The 21,648-nt window shown below is 39.0% G+C and carries 20 protein-coding genes and 1 rRNA gene; 4 read left to right on the forward strand and 17 right to left on the reverse strand.

Features of this window, described 5'->3' with window-relative positions; genetic code table 11:
* Nucleotides 1-6: 6 nt before the first annotated feature.
* From tsaB to GBI66_RS10755, 3 genes are all read right to left on the reverse strand, one after another.
* Nucleotides 7-705: a tRNA (adenosine(37)-N6)-threonylcarbamoyltransferase complex dimerization subunit type 1 TsaB gene (gene tsaB / locus GBI66_RS10745; protein WP_151716071.1), complete on the reverse strand. Its 699-nt coding sequence runs from the start codon at nucleotides 703-705 to the stop codon at nucleotides 7-9.
* Between the two features lie 131 nt (nucleotides 706-836).
* Nucleotides 837-1,364: a gamma carbonic anhydrase family protein gene (locus GBI66_RS10750; RefSeq protein WP_167248366.1), complete on the reverse strand. Its 528-nt coding sequence runs from the start codon at nucleotides 1,362-1,364 to the stop codon at nucleotides 837-839.
* Nucleotides 1,365-1,387: 23 nt separating this feature from the next.
* Nucleotides 1,388-2,002 (reverse strand): CoA pyrophosphatase, encoded by a 615-nt coding sequence (locus tag GBI66_RS10755; RefSeq protein WP_162180579.1) that lies wholly within the window; start codon nucleotides 2,000-2,002, stop codon nucleotides 1,388-1,390.
* A 121-nt stretch (nucleotides 2,003-2,123) separates the two neighbouring features.
* Between GBI66_RS10755 and GBI66_RS10760 the strand changes: the two genes are divergently transcribed.
* The gene (locus GBI66_RS10760; RefSeq protein ID WP_151716073.1) at nucleotides 2,124-2,672 is read left to right on the forward strand and encodes an NUDIX hydrolase; all 549 of its coding nucleotides are present in this window, start codon (nucleotides 2,124-2,126) and stop codon (nucleotides 2,670-2,672) included.
* A 41-nt stretch (nucleotides 2,673-2,713) separates the two neighbouring features.
* Here the strand turns inward: GBI66_RS10760 and GBI66_RS10765 are convergent, their stop codons facing one another.
* The 6 genes from GBI66_RS10765 to GBI66_RS10790 form a co-directional block, all read right to left on the reverse strand.
* A complete protein-coding gene (locus GBI66_RS10765; protein WP_151716074.1) occupies nucleotides 2,714-4,684 on the reverse strand; it encodes a hypothetical protein in 1,971 nt (656 codons plus the stop codon).
* A gap of 19 nt (nucleotides 4,685-4,703) precedes the next feature.
* Nucleotides 4,704-5,954 carry a putative pilus assembly protein FilE gene (gene filE / locus GBI66_RS10770; RefSeq protein ID WP_151716075.1) on the reverse strand — a complete coding sequence of 417 codons (1,251 nt, stop codon included), beginning with the start codon at nucleotides 5,952-5,954 and terminating at the stop codon, nucleotides 4,704-4,706.
* Nucleotides 5,954-7,618: an OmpP1/FadL family transporter gene (locus GBI66_RS10775; protein WP_171494300.1), complete on the reverse strand. Its 1,665-nt coding sequence runs from the start codon at nucleotides 7,616-7,618 to the stop codon at nucleotides 5,954-5,956. Before GBI66_RS10775 ends, filE begins: the two co-directional genes overlap by 1 nt.
* Before the next feature lie 15 nt (nucleotides 7,619-7,633).
* Entirely contained in the window at nucleotides 7,634-8,779 is a 1,146-nt protein-coding gene (locus GBI66_RS10780) for a hypothetical protein (RefSeq protein ID WP_151716077.1), read from the reverse strand.
* A gap of 44 nt (nucleotides 8,780-8,823) precedes the next feature.
* A complete protein-coding gene (locus GBI66_RS10785) occupies nucleotides 8,824-9,657 on the reverse strand; it encodes a C39 family peptidase (protein ID WP_151716078.1) in 834 nt (277 codons plus the stop codon).
* Nucleotides 9,658-10,078: 421 nt separating this feature from the next.
* The gene (locus GBI66_RS10790) at nucleotides 10,079-11,026 is read right to left on the reverse strand and encodes a DUF6160 family protein (protein WP_151716079.1); all 948 of its coding nucleotides are present in this window, start codon (nucleotides 11,024-11,026) and stop codon (nucleotides 10,079-10,081) included.
* Nucleotides 11,027-11,536: 510 nt separating this feature from the next.
* Here GBI66_RS10790 and GBI66_RS10795 point away from each other — a divergent pair.
* Nucleotides 11,537-12,880 carry an anthranilate synthase component I family protein gene (locus GBI66_RS10795; RefSeq protein ID WP_151716080.1) on the forward strand — a complete coding sequence of 448 codons (1,344 nt, stop codon included), beginning with the start codon at nucleotides 11,537-11,539 and terminating at the stop codon, nucleotides 12,878-12,880.
* 14 nt (nucleotides 12,881-12,894) lie between these two features.
* On the opposite strand, the gene hisC is transcribed toward GBI66_RS10795, so the two are convergent.
* Both hisC and hisD read right to left on the reverse strand, forming a co-directional pair.
* A complete protein-coding gene (gene hisC, locus GBI66_RS10800; RefSeq protein WP_151716081.1) occupies nucleotides 12,895-13,980 on the reverse strand; it encodes a histidinol-phosphate transaminase in 1,086 nt (361 codons plus the stop codon).
* 61 nt (nucleotides 13,981-14,041) lie between these two features.
* Nucleotides 14,042-15,331: a histidinol dehydrogenase gene (gene hisD, locus GBI66_RS10805; protein WP_151716082.1), complete on the reverse strand. Its 1,290-nt coding sequence runs from the start codon at nucleotides 15,329-15,331 to the stop codon at nucleotides 14,042-14,044.
* A gap of 255 nt (nucleotides 15,332-15,586) precedes the next feature.
* On the opposite strand from hisD, the gene GBI66_RS10810 reads away from it, so the two are divergent.
* Both GBI66_RS10810 and GBI66_RS10815 read left to right on the forward strand, forming a co-directional pair.
* On the forward strand, nucleotides 15,587-16,018 hold the full coding sequence (locus GBI66_RS10810; protein ID WP_151716083.1) for a carboxymuconolactone decarboxylase family protein: 432 nt from the start codon (nucleotides 15,587-15,589) through the stop codon (nucleotides 16,016-16,018).
* 5 nt (nucleotides 16,019-16,023) lie between these two features.
* On the forward strand, nucleotides 16,024-16,896 hold the full coding sequence (locus GBI66_RS10815; protein ID WP_151716084.1) for a sigma-70 family RNA polymerase sigma factor: 873 nt from the start codon (nucleotides 16,024-16,026) through the stop codon (nucleotides 16,894-16,896).
* Between the two features lie 45 nt (nucleotides 16,897-16,941).
* Here the strand turns inward: GBI66_RS10815 and hisG are convergent, their stop codons facing one another.
* The 6 genes from hisG to rrf form a co-directional block, all read right to left on the reverse strand.
* A complete protein-coding gene (hisG, locus tag GBI66_RS10820; RefSeq protein ID WP_005151374.1) occupies nucleotides 16,942-17,631 on the reverse strand; it encodes an ATP phosphoribosyltransferase in 690 nt (229 codons plus the stop codon).
* Nucleotides 17,628-18,887, reverse strand: coding sequence for a UDP-N-acetylglucosamine 1-carboxyvinyltransferase (murA, locus tag GBI66_RS10825; protein WP_004804524.1), 1,260 nt, complete (start codon nucleotides 18,885-18,887; stop codon nucleotides 17,628-17,630). The genes hisG and murA overlap by 4 nt, the downstream gene beginning before the upstream one ends.
* 6 nt (nucleotides 18,888-18,893) lie before the next feature.
* Nucleotides 18,894-19,145, reverse strand: a complete 252-nt coding sequence (gene ibaG, locus GBI66_RS10830; protein WP_005151378.1) for a BolA family iron metabolism protein IbaG — start codon at nucleotides 19,143-19,145, stop codon at nucleotides 18,894-18,896.
* A gap of 137 nt (nucleotides 19,146-19,282) precedes the next feature.
* Nucleotides 19,283-19,624 (reverse strand): ribosome hibernation-promoting factor, HPF/YfiA family, encoded by a 342-nt coding sequence (gene hpf, locus GBI66_RS10835; RefSeq protein WP_004655596.1) that lies wholly within the window; start codon nucleotides 19,622-19,624, stop codon nucleotides 19,283-19,285.
* Nucleotides 19,625-19,796: 172 nt separating this feature from the next.
* Complete coding sequence (locus tag GBI66_RS10840) at nucleotides 19,797-21,245, reverse strand: RNA polymerase factor sigma-54 (RefSeq protein ID WP_005191413.1); 1,449 nt, start codon at nucleotides 21,243-21,245, stop codon at nucleotides 19,797-19,799.
* A gap of 295 nt (nucleotides 21,246-21,540) precedes the next feature.
* Nucleotides 21,541-21,648, reverse strand: a 5S ribosomal RNA gene (rrf, locus tag GBI66_RS10845); the annotation flags it as partial.

The following is a 21,648-nucleotide window of genomic DNA, read 5'->3' on the forward strand; positions in this document are numbered from 1 at the left end:
TTAACCTTAATTCGCCTTACCTTGTTCTGGAATTTTTTTCCAAGCATCATCACGCAAGTACACAGGCAGTGCATGTTCTGCATCTACCCATTTTTGTTGTGCAGCGTAAACGCGTGCAATCGCTGCAATATCCTGTGCTGTTGCCTTGATGTCTACATTTAACGTGTGCGCATTGGAAGCCGCTTCTGAGTCTATTTCAGTTGGCTTAATTAATTCTGAACCAGAACCAATTACGGTAAATTTACAATAAGCTGCTGCTTGCTCATAACCTAATAACTTTTCATCATCAATCGCCTGCATCATGCCCTGCTCATCCAAACTGAAATTGGCAATATAGACTTCTTGCATACGTGCATCGAGAACAGCAGTTACCTGTTTTAAGCCGTTAAGACGATAGGCCGCCTGTGCCAAAGCCTGTAGACTCGATACAGGAATCACGGGTAAGTCCTGCGACCACGCGAGTGCCTGCGCCACAGCCGCATTGATACGAACACCACTAAACGAACCCGGTCCACGACTAAATGCAATTGCCGTTAAATCCGCCAATTGAGTTTCCGTTTGTAGTAAAGCTTGTTCGGTTAAAGGCAGAATCGTTTGGGTTTGTGCTTTAGTCCGCTCATCCAACTGGAAATACAGCTCTTGAGTATCATCAATTAATGAAACCGAACACTGCTCATTTGCAGTTTCCAATGCAAGCAACTTCATGCAAAAACCTTAGCGAAAAAGAGATAAAAAACGTCGAGTATCATACTCCACTCAAACGCGATAGGCGAGTTATTGTCTTTTTATCGCCATAAAAAAGCCAAGCATAAACTTGGCTAATTAAAGTGAAATGATTAAAACTGGAACGGCTCTAAATCTAAGAAATTTTTATAATGCTCTGCATAATGCAATGCACTTAAACGTAATCGGGCAGCCCCCTGCTCATCCAGCGTTTTCACTACTTTCCCCGGTGATCCCATCACGACTGAATTGTCAGGAATCACTTTCCCTTCAGGAATCAAAGCATTGGCGCCAATAATACAGTTCTTGCCAATCACAGCATTATTCAAAATCACTGCATTCATTCCAATTAAAGAGTTATCTCCAATCGTACAACCATGCAGCATCACCTTATGTCCAATCGTGACATATTCGCCAATATTCAATTCAATACCCGCATCGGTATGCAGCACCGCATTTTCCTGAATATTGGAAAAGTTGCCAATTCTTATCACACAATTATCGGCACGAACCACAGCGCCAAACCAAATACTCACTTGACGACCCAATTCTGCTTGACCAATTACTGTTGCTGTTGGAGCAACCCAGCCATCCCAAGGTTCATGTAACGCTTTTGGACTCAATCCCTGATAGGTATACATCATGATCAATAACTCTTAAAAAATTAGAATTTAGATAAACCAAAATGTGGTGGATTCACCAAGAATGGCCAATTTTTTTGATAGCCCAATCCATATTGAAATAAAGAAATTAGCATACGAGCCGTAAGTCCCCACACAATTTCACTTTCTACCTGCATACTTGGGAAATACAGCGACTGTCGTGCCAAGCGAACTTCATAGGGCAAAGGAGGCGCATCCATTAACTCTTGTAAAGGTGCAAAGAAAATTCGATCAATTTCTGTAGGTTGAGCAATTAAATCGACTTGAGCAGGTATTAAGCCCACAATGGGTTTGACAGACAAACCACTTCGCGCGCGCTGTATGGGTAAATCACCCAAAAGTTTGACATCAAATGGATTCAGCGCAGTTTCTTCCTGAGCCTCACGCAAAGCAACCACAATATTACTGGTATCACTTGGATCACGTTTTCCACCGGGAAAAGACACCTCTCCCGCATGTTGAGACAACTGCATAGAACGGCGGGTCAGTAAGACTTTCGGTTGAATTTCTTGGGTAATTGCAATCAAAACCGCAGCATCTGCCTGCTGGATTCGTTTGGAAAAACGCAACCGTTGTTGTAAAAGCTGTATTAACGATGGTTCTTCCATATGACTCATCTCTTTTTCTCTTTTTTCCTTAATCAACATCATAGCCGAATTTTTCAGTGCAATCATAGATCATGATGCGAAGTCATCAAAATTCAGTTATGCTGAGCTATCTCTACGGCCGATGATAATTATGAGCTTTTGCGTTGCGTGTGGACATCAAACTGAAGCAAAAATTCCAGTAGGTGATCATAAATCACGTCTTGTCTGCACTCACTGTGGCAACATACACTATGAAAATCCTAAAGTAATTTGTGGTGCTTTGGCACTTTGGGATGATAAAGTTCTACTATGCCGTCGAGCAATTGAACCACGTTATGGTCTATGGACTTTACCCGCAGGTTACATGGAACTCTTTGAAACCATGGAGCAAGGCGCTGCAAGAGAAACCCGTGAAGAAGCCGAAGCAGAAGTTGAGATTGAACAACTATATTGTATGTACAATATTCCACGTATTGGGCAAATTTATGTTTTATTCAAAGCACAATTAAAACAAGGCTTATTTGGTGCTGGCGAAGAGAGTATCGAATGTCGTTTGTTTGAAGAACATGAAGTTCCTTGGACCGAACTGGCTTTTCCGAGTGTAGAACAAACACTTAGACATTATTTTGCTGATCGTAAAAGTGGTGAGTTTCCAACACATTTAGAAACCTTAGGAACACGACTAGATCATACTGGCTAAATAAAAAAGACCGCTTCTGCGGTCTTTTTTATTTATATGTATTAAGACTTTACTTTAATTGCATTACACGCAGGGATCTTTTGGTCTGCAATTTGTAAAGTTATTGATCCTGCATAGGCCTTAGCTAATTCACGCTCTTCTATAGTAGGTGGTACATAATTATTTTTGCTTTCTAGCGCATCATATAATTGTACATAAGTACGTACCGAACGAGCATAACCATTATCCCAAGCAGCCGCTCCACCAAAGAAACGAGTTAAATTAATATTTGCAGACTGTCCTGATATCAAATTATTGACATTGATTTTGGCACTAGAATCCTCAGATAAATTCAGACCCACAGCAGCACCATTAATAATACCAAATTTAGAATTTGCAAATATCATGCGGACTGGAAATGATTTATCGCCAGCGGTAAATGAGGTTGCTGTAGCTGTTCCAAGACGATATTGTACTTGATCATTACTATCCAAAATCGTTCCATTAGGGTTTAATGATTTAACCGTTCCGCATACACCACTCATATCAGTAGCAGTTGAATTAGGTTTAATATCAGAACGAATATCGCCCTGCTCATCGATCACAATACCTAAATCGATTGATGGGAGATTAGTATCCTGGAACTTGAAAGTTAAAGTTGCATACAGCGGGAAAAAATACTTTTCTCCAACCTTAACATTATCTTTCACTCTAAAAATATCTTTTGATAGATAAGATACTGGATTTACTTTATAGAACTCTAGACTTCCCGAATAGCTTCGGCCACCTACACTTTGTTTCCACGCACCTAAACTATTGGTATCAACTGGATCTGTATCTTTTAAATTCAGTAATTTTCTATAAATAGTTCCAATACCAGGAATTGTATGGCCATTAAAAAGTTTCCCTCTAAAGACTTCCAAATCATCAGCCACATTTTCAGATACACTTACATGTAGAGGAAAATCGGAATTAATTTGCTGTGTAATTGGGTTAAACCATGAATTTTGAGCATTCACTTGAAGTCTTTCAGGTTTAACCTTTGTTGATAACGTAGCATATGGTGGTGAGACCGTACCATTTACGATCGTAGCAGGACCTTTCCACTGACTACCAGATCCGACCACATATCCTTGACGATCAGTTAGCAAAAACATACTTCCCATTGAATGGATAAGACCTTCCCCTAACTTACCATCCATACATTTTGCATAGTCTTCTTGGTTACAACCAAAAAAACCGTCAGGTAAATTACTTGAAACACTGCTCCCCGTTTTAAATACTGGCCGTTCTACCTGCCAAACACCTGAATTAACTAGATTAAGTAATTGATTCAGTATAACTACTGCATCATTATCTGAAATTTGGCTTACATCCACCCAAGGTTTTAGAATATTGACATAAGAACCATCTTTAAATTCAGTAACGCCAATATCTTGAGTTATGAGAGACAATAAATCTTTCTTTTCTTCTGTTAATTCAATAGGTTGAATATCACCCTTAACATTATCATTCTGCTCTAAACCTAGGCTATGGAATATTTTAATCAATGCTAATGCAGTACGAATAGTATCATTATTAGGATCAACAGTTTGAGGTAAAGCTTGGCCTGTTAATCCTCTTGCTAAATCAATAACACGTATTTTAGGTACTGGAAACCTATTATCTTTGACTTTATAGATCTCATCTAGTTTCACTGCCCCTAGATTGATTCTACGAGATTCTTTACCTTGAATGTAAAAAGTTACTGTGTCACCTAATTTACATGCGCCTGTAACCGCATTCCCATCATCCTTTGTGGCAAAGTGATTGACTTTATCCGTGCTACAATCAAAATTTAAACCTGCTATAGGATAATCCAAAGCAAACAGGACACAATCCGTTGCTGTAATATCACAACTTGTACTTGAGGTAACTCCTGTTACACCTTTGGTCGGGTCTTCATTTATTTTACTACTTTCACCACCACAACCATGTAAAAAAATAGCCAATGTTGAAAGAGCAAATGGCAATAATATTTTTTTGTTCATCATTGGTTAATCCTATCCATGCTTACTGTAAAACAGAAATTTTTATCTGTCCTTGATTCGAGAGTTCTTGTTCAGAAACATCGACTGCCGATGCTAATGGCGTCATCATTATATAACGAACATCTTTAGGTATTTTTATCACACCTTGAAGTGCAGAATGTTGCAACACAGTTCCAACGGTTTTAGTATTTTTGAATCCACTGACACCTTCTTCTATACATCCTTTTTCATCTAAGAATACAACAAGAGGCCAATAGTAGACAGGTTTTTCATTACTTGAAGCATATGAATCAATTTGCATATATTGAATTGAAGGGTCTAATTTGACTAAATCATATTCAAATTTTTCCTTAAGTGGTTTTCTAGGCCACAGTCCAATATCCTTTTTAAGAGATAAAGTTTTTATCGTTTTTTTATAACCATCTAAGAAACAACGATCATTTTCGAATGCTGCCTTTAAATCTTCGCTTGATAAACGCACATAACTACTCGATAAAACGATAGGTGCCGTTGTCTGCTGTGAACGATTTAGAAGTTTATCAAGAACTGATCGACTCACTCCCTTTTTACGTTCAATCGTTTCCATGCGTCCTGTACCATCAGGCATACTATAAAAACGCTTTTTCCCATCTAAGTTAAACTCTTGATTTTCCAAATATTCATTATTGACATAATCAATTCCGTCAACTTGACTAAATCCTGTTGAGTGAACAACATCATTTGAAGCTTTTTGAGTTTCTGTAACTGTTGATTTTTTTTCGGTAGTTGGTTTCCCTATGTCTACAGGGGATGAAGATACTAGGGGTACATTTGTTTTTTCAAGATCAATACGAGGTGTGTTTTTTAAGTCGTTATTGACTACTTTTACAGCTTTAGACGGTACAATTAATGATCCAACAACCTCCGATTCTATTTTATGCTGTGGTATTACGGATTCAATAATTTGAGTTTTCTTTACTGTATTTTCTGGATTAGGTTTAGGCACTAATGGCTGAAGATGATCTACTTTTTGCTGCTCTAAAGGCGTTGTAATACTCTCTGTTGTATCTGCATGCTTAATCACTTGCTGTGATACTTTTTCAGTATTTATTTGTTGTTTCTGTTTATTGAGCTCCGGCTCTTTTTTTACAACTTTCATAGGCACAACCATTGGACGACCATCTGGTCCAATAATCGTATAAAATCCATCTGCGTAAACAACAGAAACACTTGATACCATTAAAAATAATAATGAAATAGCAAGTGTCGATTGTTGAGTCTTTTTCTTTTGCATTACCATCTTGTTCTGTAGTTAATCCCGAGTAAAGTTACTTTGGTATTTGTTTTCACGTTCAAACCCGCATAAGGGTTTAATAATAGATTATCCACTCCTGTTTTATTGGATAAGCTACTAGTATTTGCAGGGATATCATCACGGCTACGTAAAAAACCAAGCGATAAATCTAAATCCGTATCTTGATCAAAACGATACCCTATCCCTAGGCCAAACAACTGCGCATTGTTAATCGGCACCATCGTATTCCGTTTGTCATCTGGAATTGAGCTGGTACGAGGCTCATAGCCCATACGCAATTTCAAACGATCTGTTGCAGAATATTCAAAACCAATTCCCCAACGCCAAGAAGACTGAAACTTCAGCGGTAAGGCAAGTGATCGATCTGTGACATCATTTGATAAAATCTTAGCAACTTTTAGCAGAGAAATTTGTCGATCGAATTCAAATTTAAACTTATCCCATGCCGAGAAATCAGTCCAGCCTACGTCAAAGTTCATTTGTAGATCAGGTAGTATTTTATACTTGATCCCTGCTTTAAAATGCTGTGGATACTTAAAATCCATTGCCAACAAACCAGAGTCTACAGCTGGCGCATAACTTGGAAGCCCCAGAATTGCAGCAAGAACTTGACCGGTTGCTGATGAGTTCAAACCAGCAATTAATTGTTGTGGCGCTTCAGCAACATTAATTAAATATTTACCATGTAGACGCATTTTAGCTTCACTCTGGTATACCATCCCGAAACTAAAATCATCAGTTGGTTCCCAAAGTAAGCCTAAGTTATAACTAGGACTCAGTGATTGCTCAAGTGAAACGTCCAAAGAACCAACTTTACTAAATGGGTCCATTCCTTGTTGAGCATTACAAATACCAAAAAGTAAAAGGTCTGTAATAATGTCGCCATTTTGTTTAAATGGCCCACAAACCACTTCATCAACCATACGCAATACCCCAATGAGCTCATTAGGGAAACGTAAATCGGTTTTCATCGCAATGGCTTGATAAGACATCCCAAATGATGCACCAAGATATAAGTGATCATTGACTTGGAAACCCAATGACGGCGATAAATATGTAATACGTTCTAACGCAACCTGCTGCCCCATATAGTTACTTGGGTTACCATCTTCCGCCCCAAATCCAGCGACCAGTGGTGCATAAATCGCTGTTGCATAAGTTACCTTCGAGCCTGGTGGTTTGTAAGAGATACCTGCCGTTGGTGCAACCAATGGTGAGTTAGGTCCTAAATCTACGATTTTCTTTAAAAATGGAACGTAAATACTAGCGTACTCTACATCACCACTCACAGTCCCTTTAAAATCAGTACAGATATTCGCATCAATTTCTGGACCATCATTACAGACTAAAGGATCATCTGAATAGCCAAAAACGTTATAACCAGCTGGCGCTGAGTAATCTCTTTTAATCGCAAAATTAGCTAAAATCCCTTGTACATCTGTTTGAAGGCCATCTAGTTTGGCCAATGCTGCTGGGTTAAAATGAACCGCACTAATACCAGGGGGGTCAGCTGTAACCGCATTCCCTAATGCTAAAGAACGTAAATCTACCGATAAGTCTTGTCCGAGTTGTGCATGAGTAGCACTCGATAGCCCAGCAAAAAAAATTGCTATCGTTAATGGACATAATTTAAGGTTTTTCACCATTATTACATCTCCTTAACGAACTTTTTTACCAAAACCTATGATATCAAGGGGGAAAGACAAGCCCAGTGAGACATCTGGCGCATCTTCCGTTAAACCGATTCCAACAGTACCATTTACAATTGTTTCAGGAGATACGCGTACACCTAAAGCAAATGACAACATGGCACTACTCTGATCAGCAGATTTATAGCTTTCATCATTCTCAAAATAGAATTTTGCGCCCGTATTAAAACTTTGTTGATATGACATGGTCAAAGACACATCATAGTTAAAGGAATAAGCAAAACCAAAAGAGAATCCACCGCTTAGACCTGGATCAAAGCTTTCTAAAATACGGCTTCCTCGCAATTGATTAAGCCCAGACTCTTTTAAACCATAACTGGTTGAAACAGACGCAAATAAGACGACAGGGTCAATATATTTACGTGTACTTGCTCCAGCGCCTACTGAATAATAACCTTTACCAGTCGAAAGCTCATCCACCCCAACCTCATAAGGGCTATCTCCTGTTTTAGTCGATAAACTACCAAATAGAACTAAAGGTAAACGCCCCTGTTTTAATGGGAATGGTTCCCAGCGTGCACCAAAGTTGATATCACCTAAACCAGCTGTCGTTTGATCTTTTAATAGTTCCTTTTTCGCTACAAAAGGCAATGAAGCAGATAATGTCACATTGTCCAATAGACCATACTGAACTGTAAATGTATTGGTTAAAGTATGGTTTGCATCTTCTTCAACACGTAATCTTGATAAAGAGCTGTTACTGTCACTCATCGCTAAATCAAGGCGACTATCTCTGTAATAGGTGTAATCCAAATCATAATAAGACGAAAAAACACCTTTCTTAATTAATGAATACTGGCGTTCATTTGAAGTAAATACTTCTTGTAAATTTGTTTCTTGCGTAGCATCCGTTTCTTTTTTTTGCAAAGCCGTTGCTGCTTGATCTGCTTGATTACTTCCTGTAGCAGTATTGACCTCTGCGCTTGGTATTGCTGGACTTTCAGTTACCGTATTCCCCTGAGTTTCAACTGCGGCCTTATCTGCTTCCGAAGTTGCTACTTCGACAGATGGTTGTGGTTCTGCTGCGTAAAGTGTCGATGTGATAGCACTTAAACTCAATGCCAACACACTCATATTCATCCATGTACGATTCATTTTACTTTGCATCCTATTACATTAATTTTACTGTTTTTCTAAACTTACTTCCGCTTGTAATATAAGCGCATATAGGTCGTTATTGGTTGGTTATAAGTCGCTGAGTTGGTATCTGCATCCAACACTCGACGCATTGTTGACGCTTTATCTGCAAGGCGTTCTAATTTCTGCGTTGGGAACTGAATTTCTGCTAAGGCATACCGATTAACTGTTGCATCCTCAACATGACGCATATCTGCATCTTGTAGAGCTAATAAACTCTTCTGATACTGCTGAGGAATATCAACAATGAATAGTGTATTGTTATCCCATATGTCTTTAAAGCGAGTTTCGTCAAAGCTAATGTTTCCTAACGCAGGATCAGCAACATAAACTCTCCCATCTTTATATGCTTTATATACGACAAAATGTTTAAAACCAGCATAAGTAATAGGAACAATTGCAGGTTGTTTTAACGAAATTAGATCGGAAAACTCCCCACGGTAACCACCGCTATTAATCCCCAAAGCGGAGACAAATCGTTTCATATCTAGCAAAGAAAAACTTCGTCGCTCGATAATACGTTGATACTCACCATACTGAAGCAAGCCGCTCATGGTTTGCTGTTCTGTAAGGCGTAAACCACCATAACCATTAAGTAAGGTCGTTAAGGCAGCAGAACCGCAACTGTAATCATAAGCTTGGCGAACAATGCCCCGAAATTGCTCTTCTACAGCTGGCTTAATCACAACTGCTTCGCGATGATTACGAGTAAAGGAAGGATAACGAGAATCCAAGGTCTCTGTATAATAAACAGATCCCTCAGGTTTTTTTTCTATTTCAAAGGCTTGCGTTGTAAAGTAATACATCAATGCCGAGCCTAAAGCGATCTCTAACATAAGTCTCTTTTTCTAACAATGGCAGCACTTGCCTTATTCATTTTATTTTTAGTGTCAATGACACTACATCCCTGCAAGATGAAGATACCTTTTTTTATAAGAAAATACATCTTTTTTTTGGTTTTTTTTGACAGAATGTTATTTTTTTTATTAATACACCTACAATTTGACAAATATTGCATTTAAGCAAACATTTTTATAACAATAATTTATATCTTTAACTTTTTATTTGTAGAAATAGAACTCAATAAGTTGCTTTAAAACCCATAACAAATAGGCATAAAATAACAACACGATAGCCGAATCAGTTATATCAACCAATTAACTATTATCTTTATTTTTCATTGGCTAGAGTTAGAGTACTCCTCGTGTTTTAAAAACAAAAAAAGCGCAAAATGCGCTTCTTTTGTTTGATAACTGATTAGTGACCAGAAATCGTAATCGCTGCACCGTTACCACCAGCATATGTAGTTTTCAAACCTTGAATCTCTACATCACCAATTGAACCTGCAGTAGCACTACCTAAATGTACACCTTTAATATAGATGTCAGTACCATTTACTGGAGATTCGCTAACAATTTTTAAGTAGCCATTATTCGCTGCTGCTGCACTTTCACCTACAACACTTACTTTTGCCTTCACAGTCAAATCAGTACCACCACTATCAGCAACTTTGATGCTATCAAGACGGATTTCACCAGCCAGTGTACTTGCAGCACCAGTTAAAGTTGTTTGACCAATTGTTGATTTATCTTTAATGCCTAGGTTTGTAATTTCAAGACCACCTGTCATAGTAGTATTCAACATGATCATTGCACCTTGAGGAGCAGCACCTAATTGAATATTCGCATCCATCGTACCTGTTTTTAAAGTTAAACCAGATAAGATTTCATTAGATGTACCAGTAGTACCACGTTGGATACTCGTCGTACCTGCCGTACCTGAAGCAGCGACTTCAATTTTACCAATACTAATATTTAAACCAGATACTTTTGCTGCTACATTAAGAAATGCACCACCATTTGATGCATCACCTGCATCAGTATCAATCGTTAAATCAGCCAAGTTATGAGAAGGTAATAGTGCTGCTAGATTTGGTGTAATTGCAACGTTATTTACAACAATTGCACCTGCAACGCCTGTACCACCTGAACCAATTGTACCTGCCGCACCACCATTGTCAGCATAACCATCATTATCATGAATTAATAATTTATCGATCGTAACAGATGTAACACCAAGACCAATATTGATACCATCTTGACCTGTTGCAGCGCTTAGTGCAGCATCATCCATTGACTGCATAGCCATTGCATTTGCGCTAATCGCCATTGAAGAAACTAAAGCTAGTTTAGCAAACATTTTCATTGAGCACTCTCCCAAGAGCATTTATTTTTTGACTTACACTACTCTAAACTGTCCACGGTCGTTTTATTCTTAAATGACAACTTGAACTTCCAATCCTTGAGTAGTTCGCTTAGCAATTACTAAATTACCTGTTTGTTATTTTATGTTCAACTCCTGTTAACTGCTTTTTAGCTACAAACCGACAAACGGCATATAAAACACTCAACCTTAATTCCTCAAAAACAACATGCATAACAACATGTAATCATTAATTATTTTCATTAAATACCATAAGCCACTAAATCAAGAATGGCTTTTATTTACCATTCATCATTGTCAAAATCCTGATAAGAAGTGTTAACAAAAACGCTTTTCTATTTCTATTTTGATAAATACATCATTTATTTCATCTAAGCAATCCAGTCTAAAGTTTGCCCTCTTTCAACCCAAGGTTCGATAAAAAACAGCCCGAACTTTTTGGATGTAGTACAATTCCTTTCTCCAAATGTAGATACAAGTCTTTCCGTTTATATGTCCTATTTTGAGCAAAAACTTAACACGCCACTCACTTCTGCATTTGATCTTCTTTCTCGCCTTTATGATTTAACAGGATTGGTCTATTTATATGACCAAAATACGCCAACACTCGCCTTTTTACCTCAAGAACTTTTAGTTTCTCAAAAGTCTACGCTGCTGCACTTTCAACAAATACACTTCAATCAATATCAAATAAAATCAGAACCATCTTCACTTCTAGAATTCTGCAAATTCAACCAATCCTCTAAGAGCAATAATATTAAGGGCTTTACTGGAGGATATATTGGCTTTTTTAGCTATGACTATAGTGCCGATCAATTTATTGAAATTGACGCGCATCCACAGCCGAATTTTTTCTTAGGTCAATACTCAAGTTTTTTAAAATTTCAAGAAGATGCTTGGTACTTTTATAGCGACGAAGATCAAGCTGAGTATATTTATCAAGAAATTTTGAATCGGCTCGATAATCCCACACAAATTCCAGCACTTTCTTTAGAGGGAAAATGCCGTCCTCGTTGGTATAAATCTGAATATTTAAATGCTTTTCAGCAAGTACAGGAATACATCAAAGCAGGTGATTGTTATCAAATTAACTTAACCCAAGAATTTACAGCACAAGCACAAGGTTCACTTTTGAGCCGCGCCGATGAATTATGGAAACTGACTCATGCGCCTTATGCGGGTTATCTAAAATTAGATAATTTTGAACTATTAAGCTGTTCGCCTGAACTATTCATCGAATTTCAAGCTGATCAAAAAATAAAAACACGCCCAATTAAAGGCACGATGCCACGCTTTGATGATCCACAACAAGATCAAATTTCCAAACAGAAACTGATTCAATCAGAGAAGGATCAGGCTGAAAACGTCATGATTGTAGATTTGCTCCGCAATGACTTGAGTGTCTATGCTGAAACGGGCTCTGTTGAAACAACCAAACTATTTGAAATTGAAAGCTTTAATCAAGTCCATCATATGGTCAGCGAGATTACGGCGACCTTAAAAGCAGAAATCAATCCAATGCAAATGTTATTGTCTGCACTACCAGGCGGTTCAATCACAGGCGCACCGAAGATTCGTGCCATGCAAATCATTGAAGAATTAGAAGGTGCACCACGAGGTGCCTATTGTGGCAGCTTAGGTTATTTTAATTTCGATGGTACAGGTAGTTGGAATATCTTGATTCGCAGTATTCAAAAATATCAGGATCAATTATCCATGTGGGCGGGTGGCGGCATCACTATTGCTTCAGATGCAGAAGCAGAATATAAGGAATGCTTTGATAAAATTTCTGCCATGCTTGATTTACTCAATACATGGCAGACTTCTGAACAATAAGCGTCAATACAAATTTATAAAATTTGTGTTTTAAGCGTATCGACTAAACGCTGGTTTTGTTCATCTGTACCAATCGTGATACGCAAGAATTGATTAATGCGCGGCTTATTGAAATAACGCACAATAATCCCCTGTTCACGCAATTGTTGAGCCAGTTGAGCAGCATCATGTTGCGGATGTGTAGCAAAGATAAAATTGGCTTTCGAAGGTAATACCTCAAAGCCCAAGATAGTGAGATCAGTCACTAATTTTTCTCGGCTCTCAATTACTTTGGCACATTGCGCTTCAAAATAAGCTTGATCTTCGAATGAAGCTACGGCGGCGGCTATTGCAAAACGATCAATTGGATAGGAGTTAAAACTATTTTTGACTGCTTCAAGTGCCGCAATCAAATGTGCTTGTGCAATGGCAAAACCAACGCGTAAGCCCGCCAGTGAACGAGACTTAGATGTCGTTTGGCAAACCACTAAATTTTCATAGCGATTAACCAGTTGCACTGCTGACTCAGCACCAAAATCAACATAGGCTTCATCAATCACAACCACGCGATCTGGATTTGCCTTGAGTACCTGCTCAATCTCATCTAAACCGAGCGCGATACTGGTTGGCGCATTTGGATTGGTAATGATAATACCGCCATTTTCCTGTTCATAATCCGATACATCTATTTCGAATTTTTCATTCAAAGGAATCTGCTTGGTCTGCGTTGCAAAAAACTGGCTATAAACAGGATAAAAACTATAGGTAATATCTGGGTAAAGAATCGGTTGTTTTTGGATAAAAAAAGCTTTGAAGATATGTGCCAATACTTCATCCGACCCATTACCGACAAAGACTTGAGCCACATCAACATGCTGCTGTTTGGCAATCGCCTGCTTTAACGCTGTCGCGTCTGGGTCAGGGTATAGACGTAACGCATCAGCATGATCTGCTAAAACAGCTTGCACTGCTTCTACCACTTTTGGTGATGGCGGATATGGGTTTTCATTGGTATTGAGTTTGAGTAAGTTCTGAATTTTAGGCTGCTCACCGGGTACATAAGGTTCTAACTCACGAACCTCGGGGCTCCAAAAACGCATTTGTTCTGCTGTAAACGTCATTGTTCTACTCTCATGTATCCTAAAAAAGGGGCTAACCAGCCCCTATCAATCTTTGAATCGGTTATTGGTAACGATAACGGGCTGAGCGCGCATGGGCATCAAGATTTTCTTGCACTGCCAGAACATCGGCTGCTTTTGCCAAGCTCTTCACACCCTCTTCAGAGCACATAATTAAGCTAGAGCGTTTCTGAAAATCATAAACACCGAGCGGTGAAGAAAAACGTGCAGTACCCGATGTCGGTAAGACATGGTTTGGACCAGCACAATAATCTCCAATGGCTTCTGGGGTATAACGTCCCATAAAGATTGCACCTGCATGACGAATCTCCTGACTCATCAATTCAGCATCATCAAGACAGAGTTCTAAATGCTCTGGCGCCACCTGATTAATCAGTTCAATTGCTTCTGCACGATCTTTTACCAACACCAATGCACCACGATTTTGAATCGACGTTTTGGCAATTTCGGCTTTTGGTAATTCAGTTAAGTGCTTTTCAATCGCGACTTCAACTGCATTTAACAACGCTTCGTCAGAGGTAATGAAAATCGCTTGTGCAACGGTGTCATGCTCTGCTTGAGACAATACATCCATGGCTAGCCATTCAGCATTATTTTCCCCTTCGGCATAAACCAAAATTTCCGAAGGTCCTGCAATCATGTCGATACCAACTTGACCAAAGACAGCACGTTTTGCGGCTGCGACAAATCGATTGCCCGGCCCTGTAATTTTATCTACCGCAGGGATGGTTTGTGTTCCATAAGCCAATGCTGCAACGGCTTGTGCACCACCAATAGTAAACACTCGGCTTACGCCTGCCAGATAAGCAGCTGCCAATACCAATGGATTCAACTCACCATTTGGCGCAGGAACCACCATAATAATTTCAGGGACACCTGCGACATGAGCTGGCAAAGCATTCATGAGTACCGATGATGGATAAGAGGCTAATCCACCTGGTACATAAATTCCAACACGATCCAGCGGTGTGACTTTCTGGCCTAGAGTATTACCCAGCTCATCGATATAGCTCCAACCTTCCTGCTTTTGTGCCTGATGAAAAGAACGAATGCGTTTTGCAGCAAGTTCTAATGCTTCACGGATTTCAACACTTAAACCATCAAATGCGGTTTTGAGCTGTGCTTGAGTCAGTTCTAAGTCAGAGAATTGATGCGCTGGATGTCGATCGAACTGTTGCGTTAATTTAAGCACATGATCATCACCATGCTGACGTACATCAGCAATAATTTGATCTACAGTTTGAATTAATTGAGGATCATTAACCGTTTCAAATGCTAAAAGTTCAGCAAATGTCTGTTTAAAATTTTGATCCTGAGTCGATAAACGTCGCATCAATTTACCCACAAGGCGAATAAGAGAGCGCTAAGTTTACTCTTTTTCAGTGTGCTTGTGGGCACAATATAGGCTAAAAAAATCAATCAGAAAGAGAGGGTTCTTCGATCAATCCATAATTTCTACTTTTATCTTTTTAATCAAAACATTTAGCTATCAAAAACAAAAGTTAAATTTTTTTATTCCATTTGTCACAAAACAAAAGGCTGAGTCGTCAAATGAATACCTAGTTTGATTTTAATCAGGAACACTATAATGACGACCCTCAATATTCATCCGAAAAAACACTTACCAGAGTCAATTCACCACCTCTATCAAGTTCATCAAAACATTCTTGATTCAGCTCTGATAGATCGCTCACTTTATCATCTTGTTCTATTACGCGCCTCACAAATCAATGGCTGTGCTTTTTGTGTGAAGATGCATATTGCTGAAGCTTTGGCAGATGGTGAAATACAATCACGTTTGGACCGTTTGGTGGTATGGCGACATTGCAATGATTATACGGATCAGGAAAAAGCCGCCTTTGCTTGGGTTGAAGCACTCACGACTTTAAATCCGCTCACTGATTATGAGCCGTTACGTATAACCCTATTAAAATATTTCAGTGAGCCACAAATTTCAGCTTTAACTTTACTGATTGGCATGATTAATTTGTGGAATCGAATTGCAATTTCACAGCATTAACATCTATGAAAGCATCAGGCATGATTAGCCAACACGATTTAACAATTTTTGAGACAAGCCGAACATTTCTGTTCGGTCTTGCTTATCGACTGCTCGGAACAACAAGTGATGCTGAAGATGTCTTACAAGATATTTTTATAAAATGGCAGCAGCAACCTAAGCAAGATATTCTCAATCCTCAAGCTTGGCTGACCTCTGTATGCACACGCCATTGTATTGACCTGCTTCGCGCTCACCACAGATCTAGAACTGAATATACGGGAACATGGTTACCTGAACCCTATCATCATACAGAAACATTCTCAGTCGAATCCGACTATACCCTCTCCACCGCTTTCCTTTTGATTCTTGAAAAACTTTCAGTTAAAGAACGTGCAGCATATTTACTACATGACATCTTTAATCTTGATTATGTTGAAATTTCAGAAATCCTTCGGGAACAACAAAGTAATTGTCGACAATTGGTAGCCCGCAGCAGAAAACGTATTGCGGATGAACCGAACGTTCTCTCGAATCATCCGACTCAGCAGCAAATCAACTTACTCAATGCCTTCAAGGTCGCCATTCATTCACATGACCTGAATCAACTCACACAGTTACTTAGTGACGATATCCAATTTGCAGCGGATGGCGGTGGTAAAGTCTCAGCTATTCGACAGCCTTTCATTGGCCAACCACCTATATTACGTTTCTTTGAACGCTTGCTTTTTCAAGCGTGGGCAGAGCTCTCTTGGGAAATGTGCCATATCAATGGCAGTGTCGGTTTTAAACTCTATGACTCAGACCATTGTTGTGTCATGGTACTTACTTTTGCTTTCAATGATCAGCAACAACTGCAAAGCATTTATTCTTTACGTAATCCAGATAAACTCAAATAAAAAGGCCAACCGAAGCTGACCTTTTTATTCAATTCAATCTAAAACTTAGTTTTGACGTGCTTTAATGGCTTGTTCAAGTTGCGTCAAAATCGGATTTAACACCGCTTGCTTACGCTTAAAGCTCGCCTTATTGACGATTAAGCGTGAAGAAACTTTGCAAATTTCTTCTAATGGCTCTAAGCCATTGGCACGTAAAGTATTACCTGTATCAACCACGTCGACAATGTAATCGCCCAATCCAACCAAAGGTGCAAGTTCCATTGATCCGTATAGCTTAATGACATCAACCTGCTCACCGAGGCTTGCATAATATTGACGGGTCAAGTTGACGTATTTGGTTGCGATCTTTAAACGGCCTTTTGGTCGTTCCATGCCGACTTTACCCGCCGTCATCAACTTACAATTGGCAATTTTTAGGTCAAGCAACTCATAAACATGTTGTGCACCATGTTCCATCAATACATCTTTACCTGCTACGCCAAAGTCTGCTGCACCATTCTCAACATAAGTCGGAACATCAGACGCACGTAAAATCAAAATACGAACTTTTTTGTGCGTGGTTGGAAAAATCAATTTGCGTGATTTATCTGGATCTTCAAGTAAATTAATACCCGCCTTTTCAAGCAACGGTAATGTTTCCTTTAAGATACGACCTTTACTGAGTGCTAAAGTTAAACCATGATCAAAATTGCCCATTACGTCAAAATTTGGATCATCGTTTCTTAAGTCATTCATCCTTTTACTCGCTTAATCTGAGCACCTAAACTTTGCAATTTTTCTTCCACATGTTCGTAGCCACGATCGATATGGTAGATACGATCAACCAGTGTTTCACCTTCAGCAACCAAAGCAGCTAAAACAAGTGAGAATGAAGCACGTAAATCAGTTGCCATTACAGGTGCAGCCTGAAGTGTTTCTACACCTGTTACGACCGCATCATGTCCTTCCACTTGGATGTTAGCACCCATACGTGAAAGTTCTGGTACATGCATAAAACGGTTTTCGAAAATGGTTTCAGAAATCGTTGCAAAACCACGACCAATCACATTGACTGCCATAATTTGCGCTTGCATGTCTGTTGGAAATTCTGGATGCGGCAGAGTTCTAAAGCTCACAGCTTTAGGACGTTTGCCCTGCATATCCAACTCAATCCAATCATCACCACGCGTGACTTCGGCACCCATTTCTTCAAACTTATCCAACACAGCTTCTAATAATGAAGGATCAGTATGAGTAGTCTTTACTCGTCCACCAGTAATGGCAGCAGCAGCTAAATATGAACCTGTTTCAATACGGTCTGCAACAACGGCATATTCACAACCATGCAAACTTTCAACACCAGTAACGACTAAAGTATCTGTATCTAAACCTTCAATTTTAGCACCCATCTTAATCAACATTTGCGCAAGATCGGTGATTTCTGGTTCACGAGCAGCATTACGAATCGTGGTCACACCTTCAGCGAGTGCAGCAGCCATCAAGATATTCTCGGTACCACCAACGGTCACCATATCAAAGACAACTTCACCGCCTTTCAGACGACCATCAACTGAAGCATGCACATAGCCATTTTCAACTTCAATCTGCGCACCTAAAGCTTCTAAAGCTTTTAAGTGTTGATCGACTGGACGTGAGCCAATCGCACAGCCGCCTGGTAATGATACTTTTGCATTACCATAACGCGCTAACAAAGGACCAAGCACCAAAATAGATGCACGCATGGTTCGTACAAGTTCATATGGTGCAAACTGGTTATCTAATGTTGAAGCATCAGCACAAACCGTTTCACCTTCATAGCTCATGGTCACACCAAGACCGGCAATCAACTTAACCAATGTGTTTACATCTTTTAGATTAGGTACATTGGTTAGCTTAATCGGAGAGTCAGCAAGGATCATTGCTGCAAGTAAAGGTAAAGCTGCATTTTTAGCACCAGAAATGCGTACTTCACCTTCGAGCTTAACACCGCCCGTAATTAAAAATTTATCCATTAATATTTAAGCTCCGAAAAGGCTTGCTTTGCGCCATTCGTCTTTTGTCATTGCGCGAATCGTAACAGCGTGAACTGCACCACTCGCAATATAAGAATTTAGAGGTGCATAAACGGCTTGTTGACGAGCAACGGTACGCTTACCTTCAAACTGATCATCAACAATACGGAGGTCAAATTTCCCAGCTTGACCGCTCACTGCTACTTCTGCTTCAGGGAAAGCTTCTTTTAAAATTTGCGTGAGCTGCTCACTATTCATTACAAGGCCTCTTATACAACCATTGGTGTAAAACCAGTTATTTTACTATAACTTTTTCACATAATTCAGTAAGCAGTTTCTTTTTTTATCAATAAAAAAAGAGGCTTCACAAAAAGCCTCTTATACAAAATAAAAAATTAACTCAAAAGTGCCAGTTCATGTTGGTACGAACATTGAATTTTTCGATGTTTTGCTAGCTGGCGTTTTAATTTGTCTGTCAGTTTTCGAATTGAAGTATACATATCATCGGCTGTCGCCTGTGCAAACAGTTCTACCCCTGGCAAACGTATAATCGCTTCAGCGATATGATTTGCACTACCTTTGTGTGAACGTTTGTCAATTTGATGATCTTTAGCCAACTTGATTTGCATACTATTGACCTGATCTAGATGTTTGGTCATTTGACTAAACTTTTCTTTTATATTTTCTTCAATGGCTGGTGTAATGGTTAAATGGTGCCCACGAATCGTTATTTGCATAATTCTATCCCTCACCTTTTTCTCAGGATACAAGAAAATCGCTTCAGCAAATTTAATGCACATTATCAGTGGTTCAATATCCATTAAATCATTTCAGCGATTCCTCTAGTGATCATTAAAAAAATTCATTATTCCGTAATAATGAACCCCTAGAATAGTCACACCTTGAAATTTAGATCAAGACTTTTCTTTCAGAAGATGAGGCAATATGTAACGATTCACGATATTTTGCTACCGTGCGTCGAGCCACCTCAATCCCTTCATTCTTCAACATTTCAGCAATTGCATTATCCGACAAAGGCTTACGTGGATTCTCACTTGAAACCAGCTTTTTGATCATGGCACGAATTGCTGTCGATGAAGCCTCACCACCTGTTGTTGTTCCAACATGACTAGAAAAGAAGTATTTCAATTCAAATAAACCACGTGGTGTCAGCATGTATTTATTGGTAGTCACACGAGATACGGTCGACTCATGTAATTCAACTTCTTCTGCCACATCACGAAGTACTAAAGGCTTCATCGCCTCTGGACCTTGCTCCAAAAAAGCTCTCTGATGTTCAACAATACAGGTTGCTACTTTCAACAAAGTCTTATGACGTTCATCAATACTCTTGATAAAATTCTTCGCTTCCAACATTTGATTACGCAGATAGACATTATCGTCACTTTGATCAGCTCGACGAATCATGCCGGAATAAAAAGAATTAATGCGTAATTTAGGCAATACATCAGGGTTCAGTTGAACTTGCCAGTGTTGATCTTTCTTCGACACAACAACATCAGGAACTTGGTATTCAGATTCTTGTTGATTGAATTCCAACCCTGGATAAGGCTTTAAGGTCTTCAACAAATCAACGGCACTTTTTAATTGCTCTTTAGATAATCCTGTTTGCTTTAACAACTTATTCAAATCATTCGAAATCAATAACTCATAATATTTCAACAAATTTCTAGCTTCAGCAAGATAAGGAACTTTGTCATTAAACGTTTCAAGTTGGATTTTCAAGCACTCTGCTAAATTTCTTGAACCCACACCAATAGGATCAAGACGTTGAATATGTTTTAAAACAACAATAATTTCATCTTGCTCAACCTCTTCCTCACTCTCCATTTCCTGTAAAAGGCGAGAAACTGCAAGCAAAATATCATCCAACTCGGCATCGAGAAAACCTTTATCATCAAGAGAGTCTACGATGCAATATGCGATCAATTTATCTACAGTCGAAAAATGTAAAAGATTGACTTGATCTAAAATGTGCTCTTTGAGGCTCAGTTGTACCTGACGATTGTCTTCCCTTTCTTCATATTCTGGGGAGGCCAACGCTGTGGATTGATGGGTATAAATATCATCCCACTCAGTATCAACAGGTAAATCATTTGGAAGATGATCCGCATTCAGTTCAGTGGTTAAGTCTCCATTCTCTTTTTCTTCTAGTGAAGAAAGACTTTCCGTAGTCCCCATATCCTCTATTTTTTCCAGCAAGGGATTACTGTCTAACTGGATTTGAATTTCTTGTTCAAGTTCTAAACTGGATAACTGTAAAAGACGTATTGCCTGCTGCAATTGAGGAGTTAACGATAAGCTGTTCGCAACTTTCAATCCAACAGATAATTTCATAGTCTTTCCTTTTATTAAAATAAGCAAAAAACATGCCTATAAAAATATTTATAACATAAAGCAATGTTTCCGCATACAAGGAAAAAGCTTTTCAACTGACTTATCTGTTCAAAAAACTAGCATATGTCTAATCTTTTATAATAATCATCAAAAATTACCAGAAAGAACTTTCCATTACACCTTCTATAAAAGCGCTAGCTCAGATTTTTCGGTTGACTCTCCCCACCACCTATTTTCTTTCGTCCAATAAAAAACACCCCAACCTCTCTCGAGATTGGGGTGTTTGATATTTAAAAGCTGGCGATGACTTACTCTCACATGGCAAGTGCCACACTACCATCAGCGCTAAGAGGTTTCACTTCTGAGTTCGGGAAGGGATCAGGTGGTTCACTCTTGCTATTGT

Origin of the sequence: Acinetobacter sp. TUM15071, assembly GCF_008980925.1 — a bacterium.
GTDB lineage: Bacteria > Pseudomonadota > Gammaproteobacteria > Pseudomonadales > Moraxellaceae > Acinetobacter > Acinetobacter dispersus.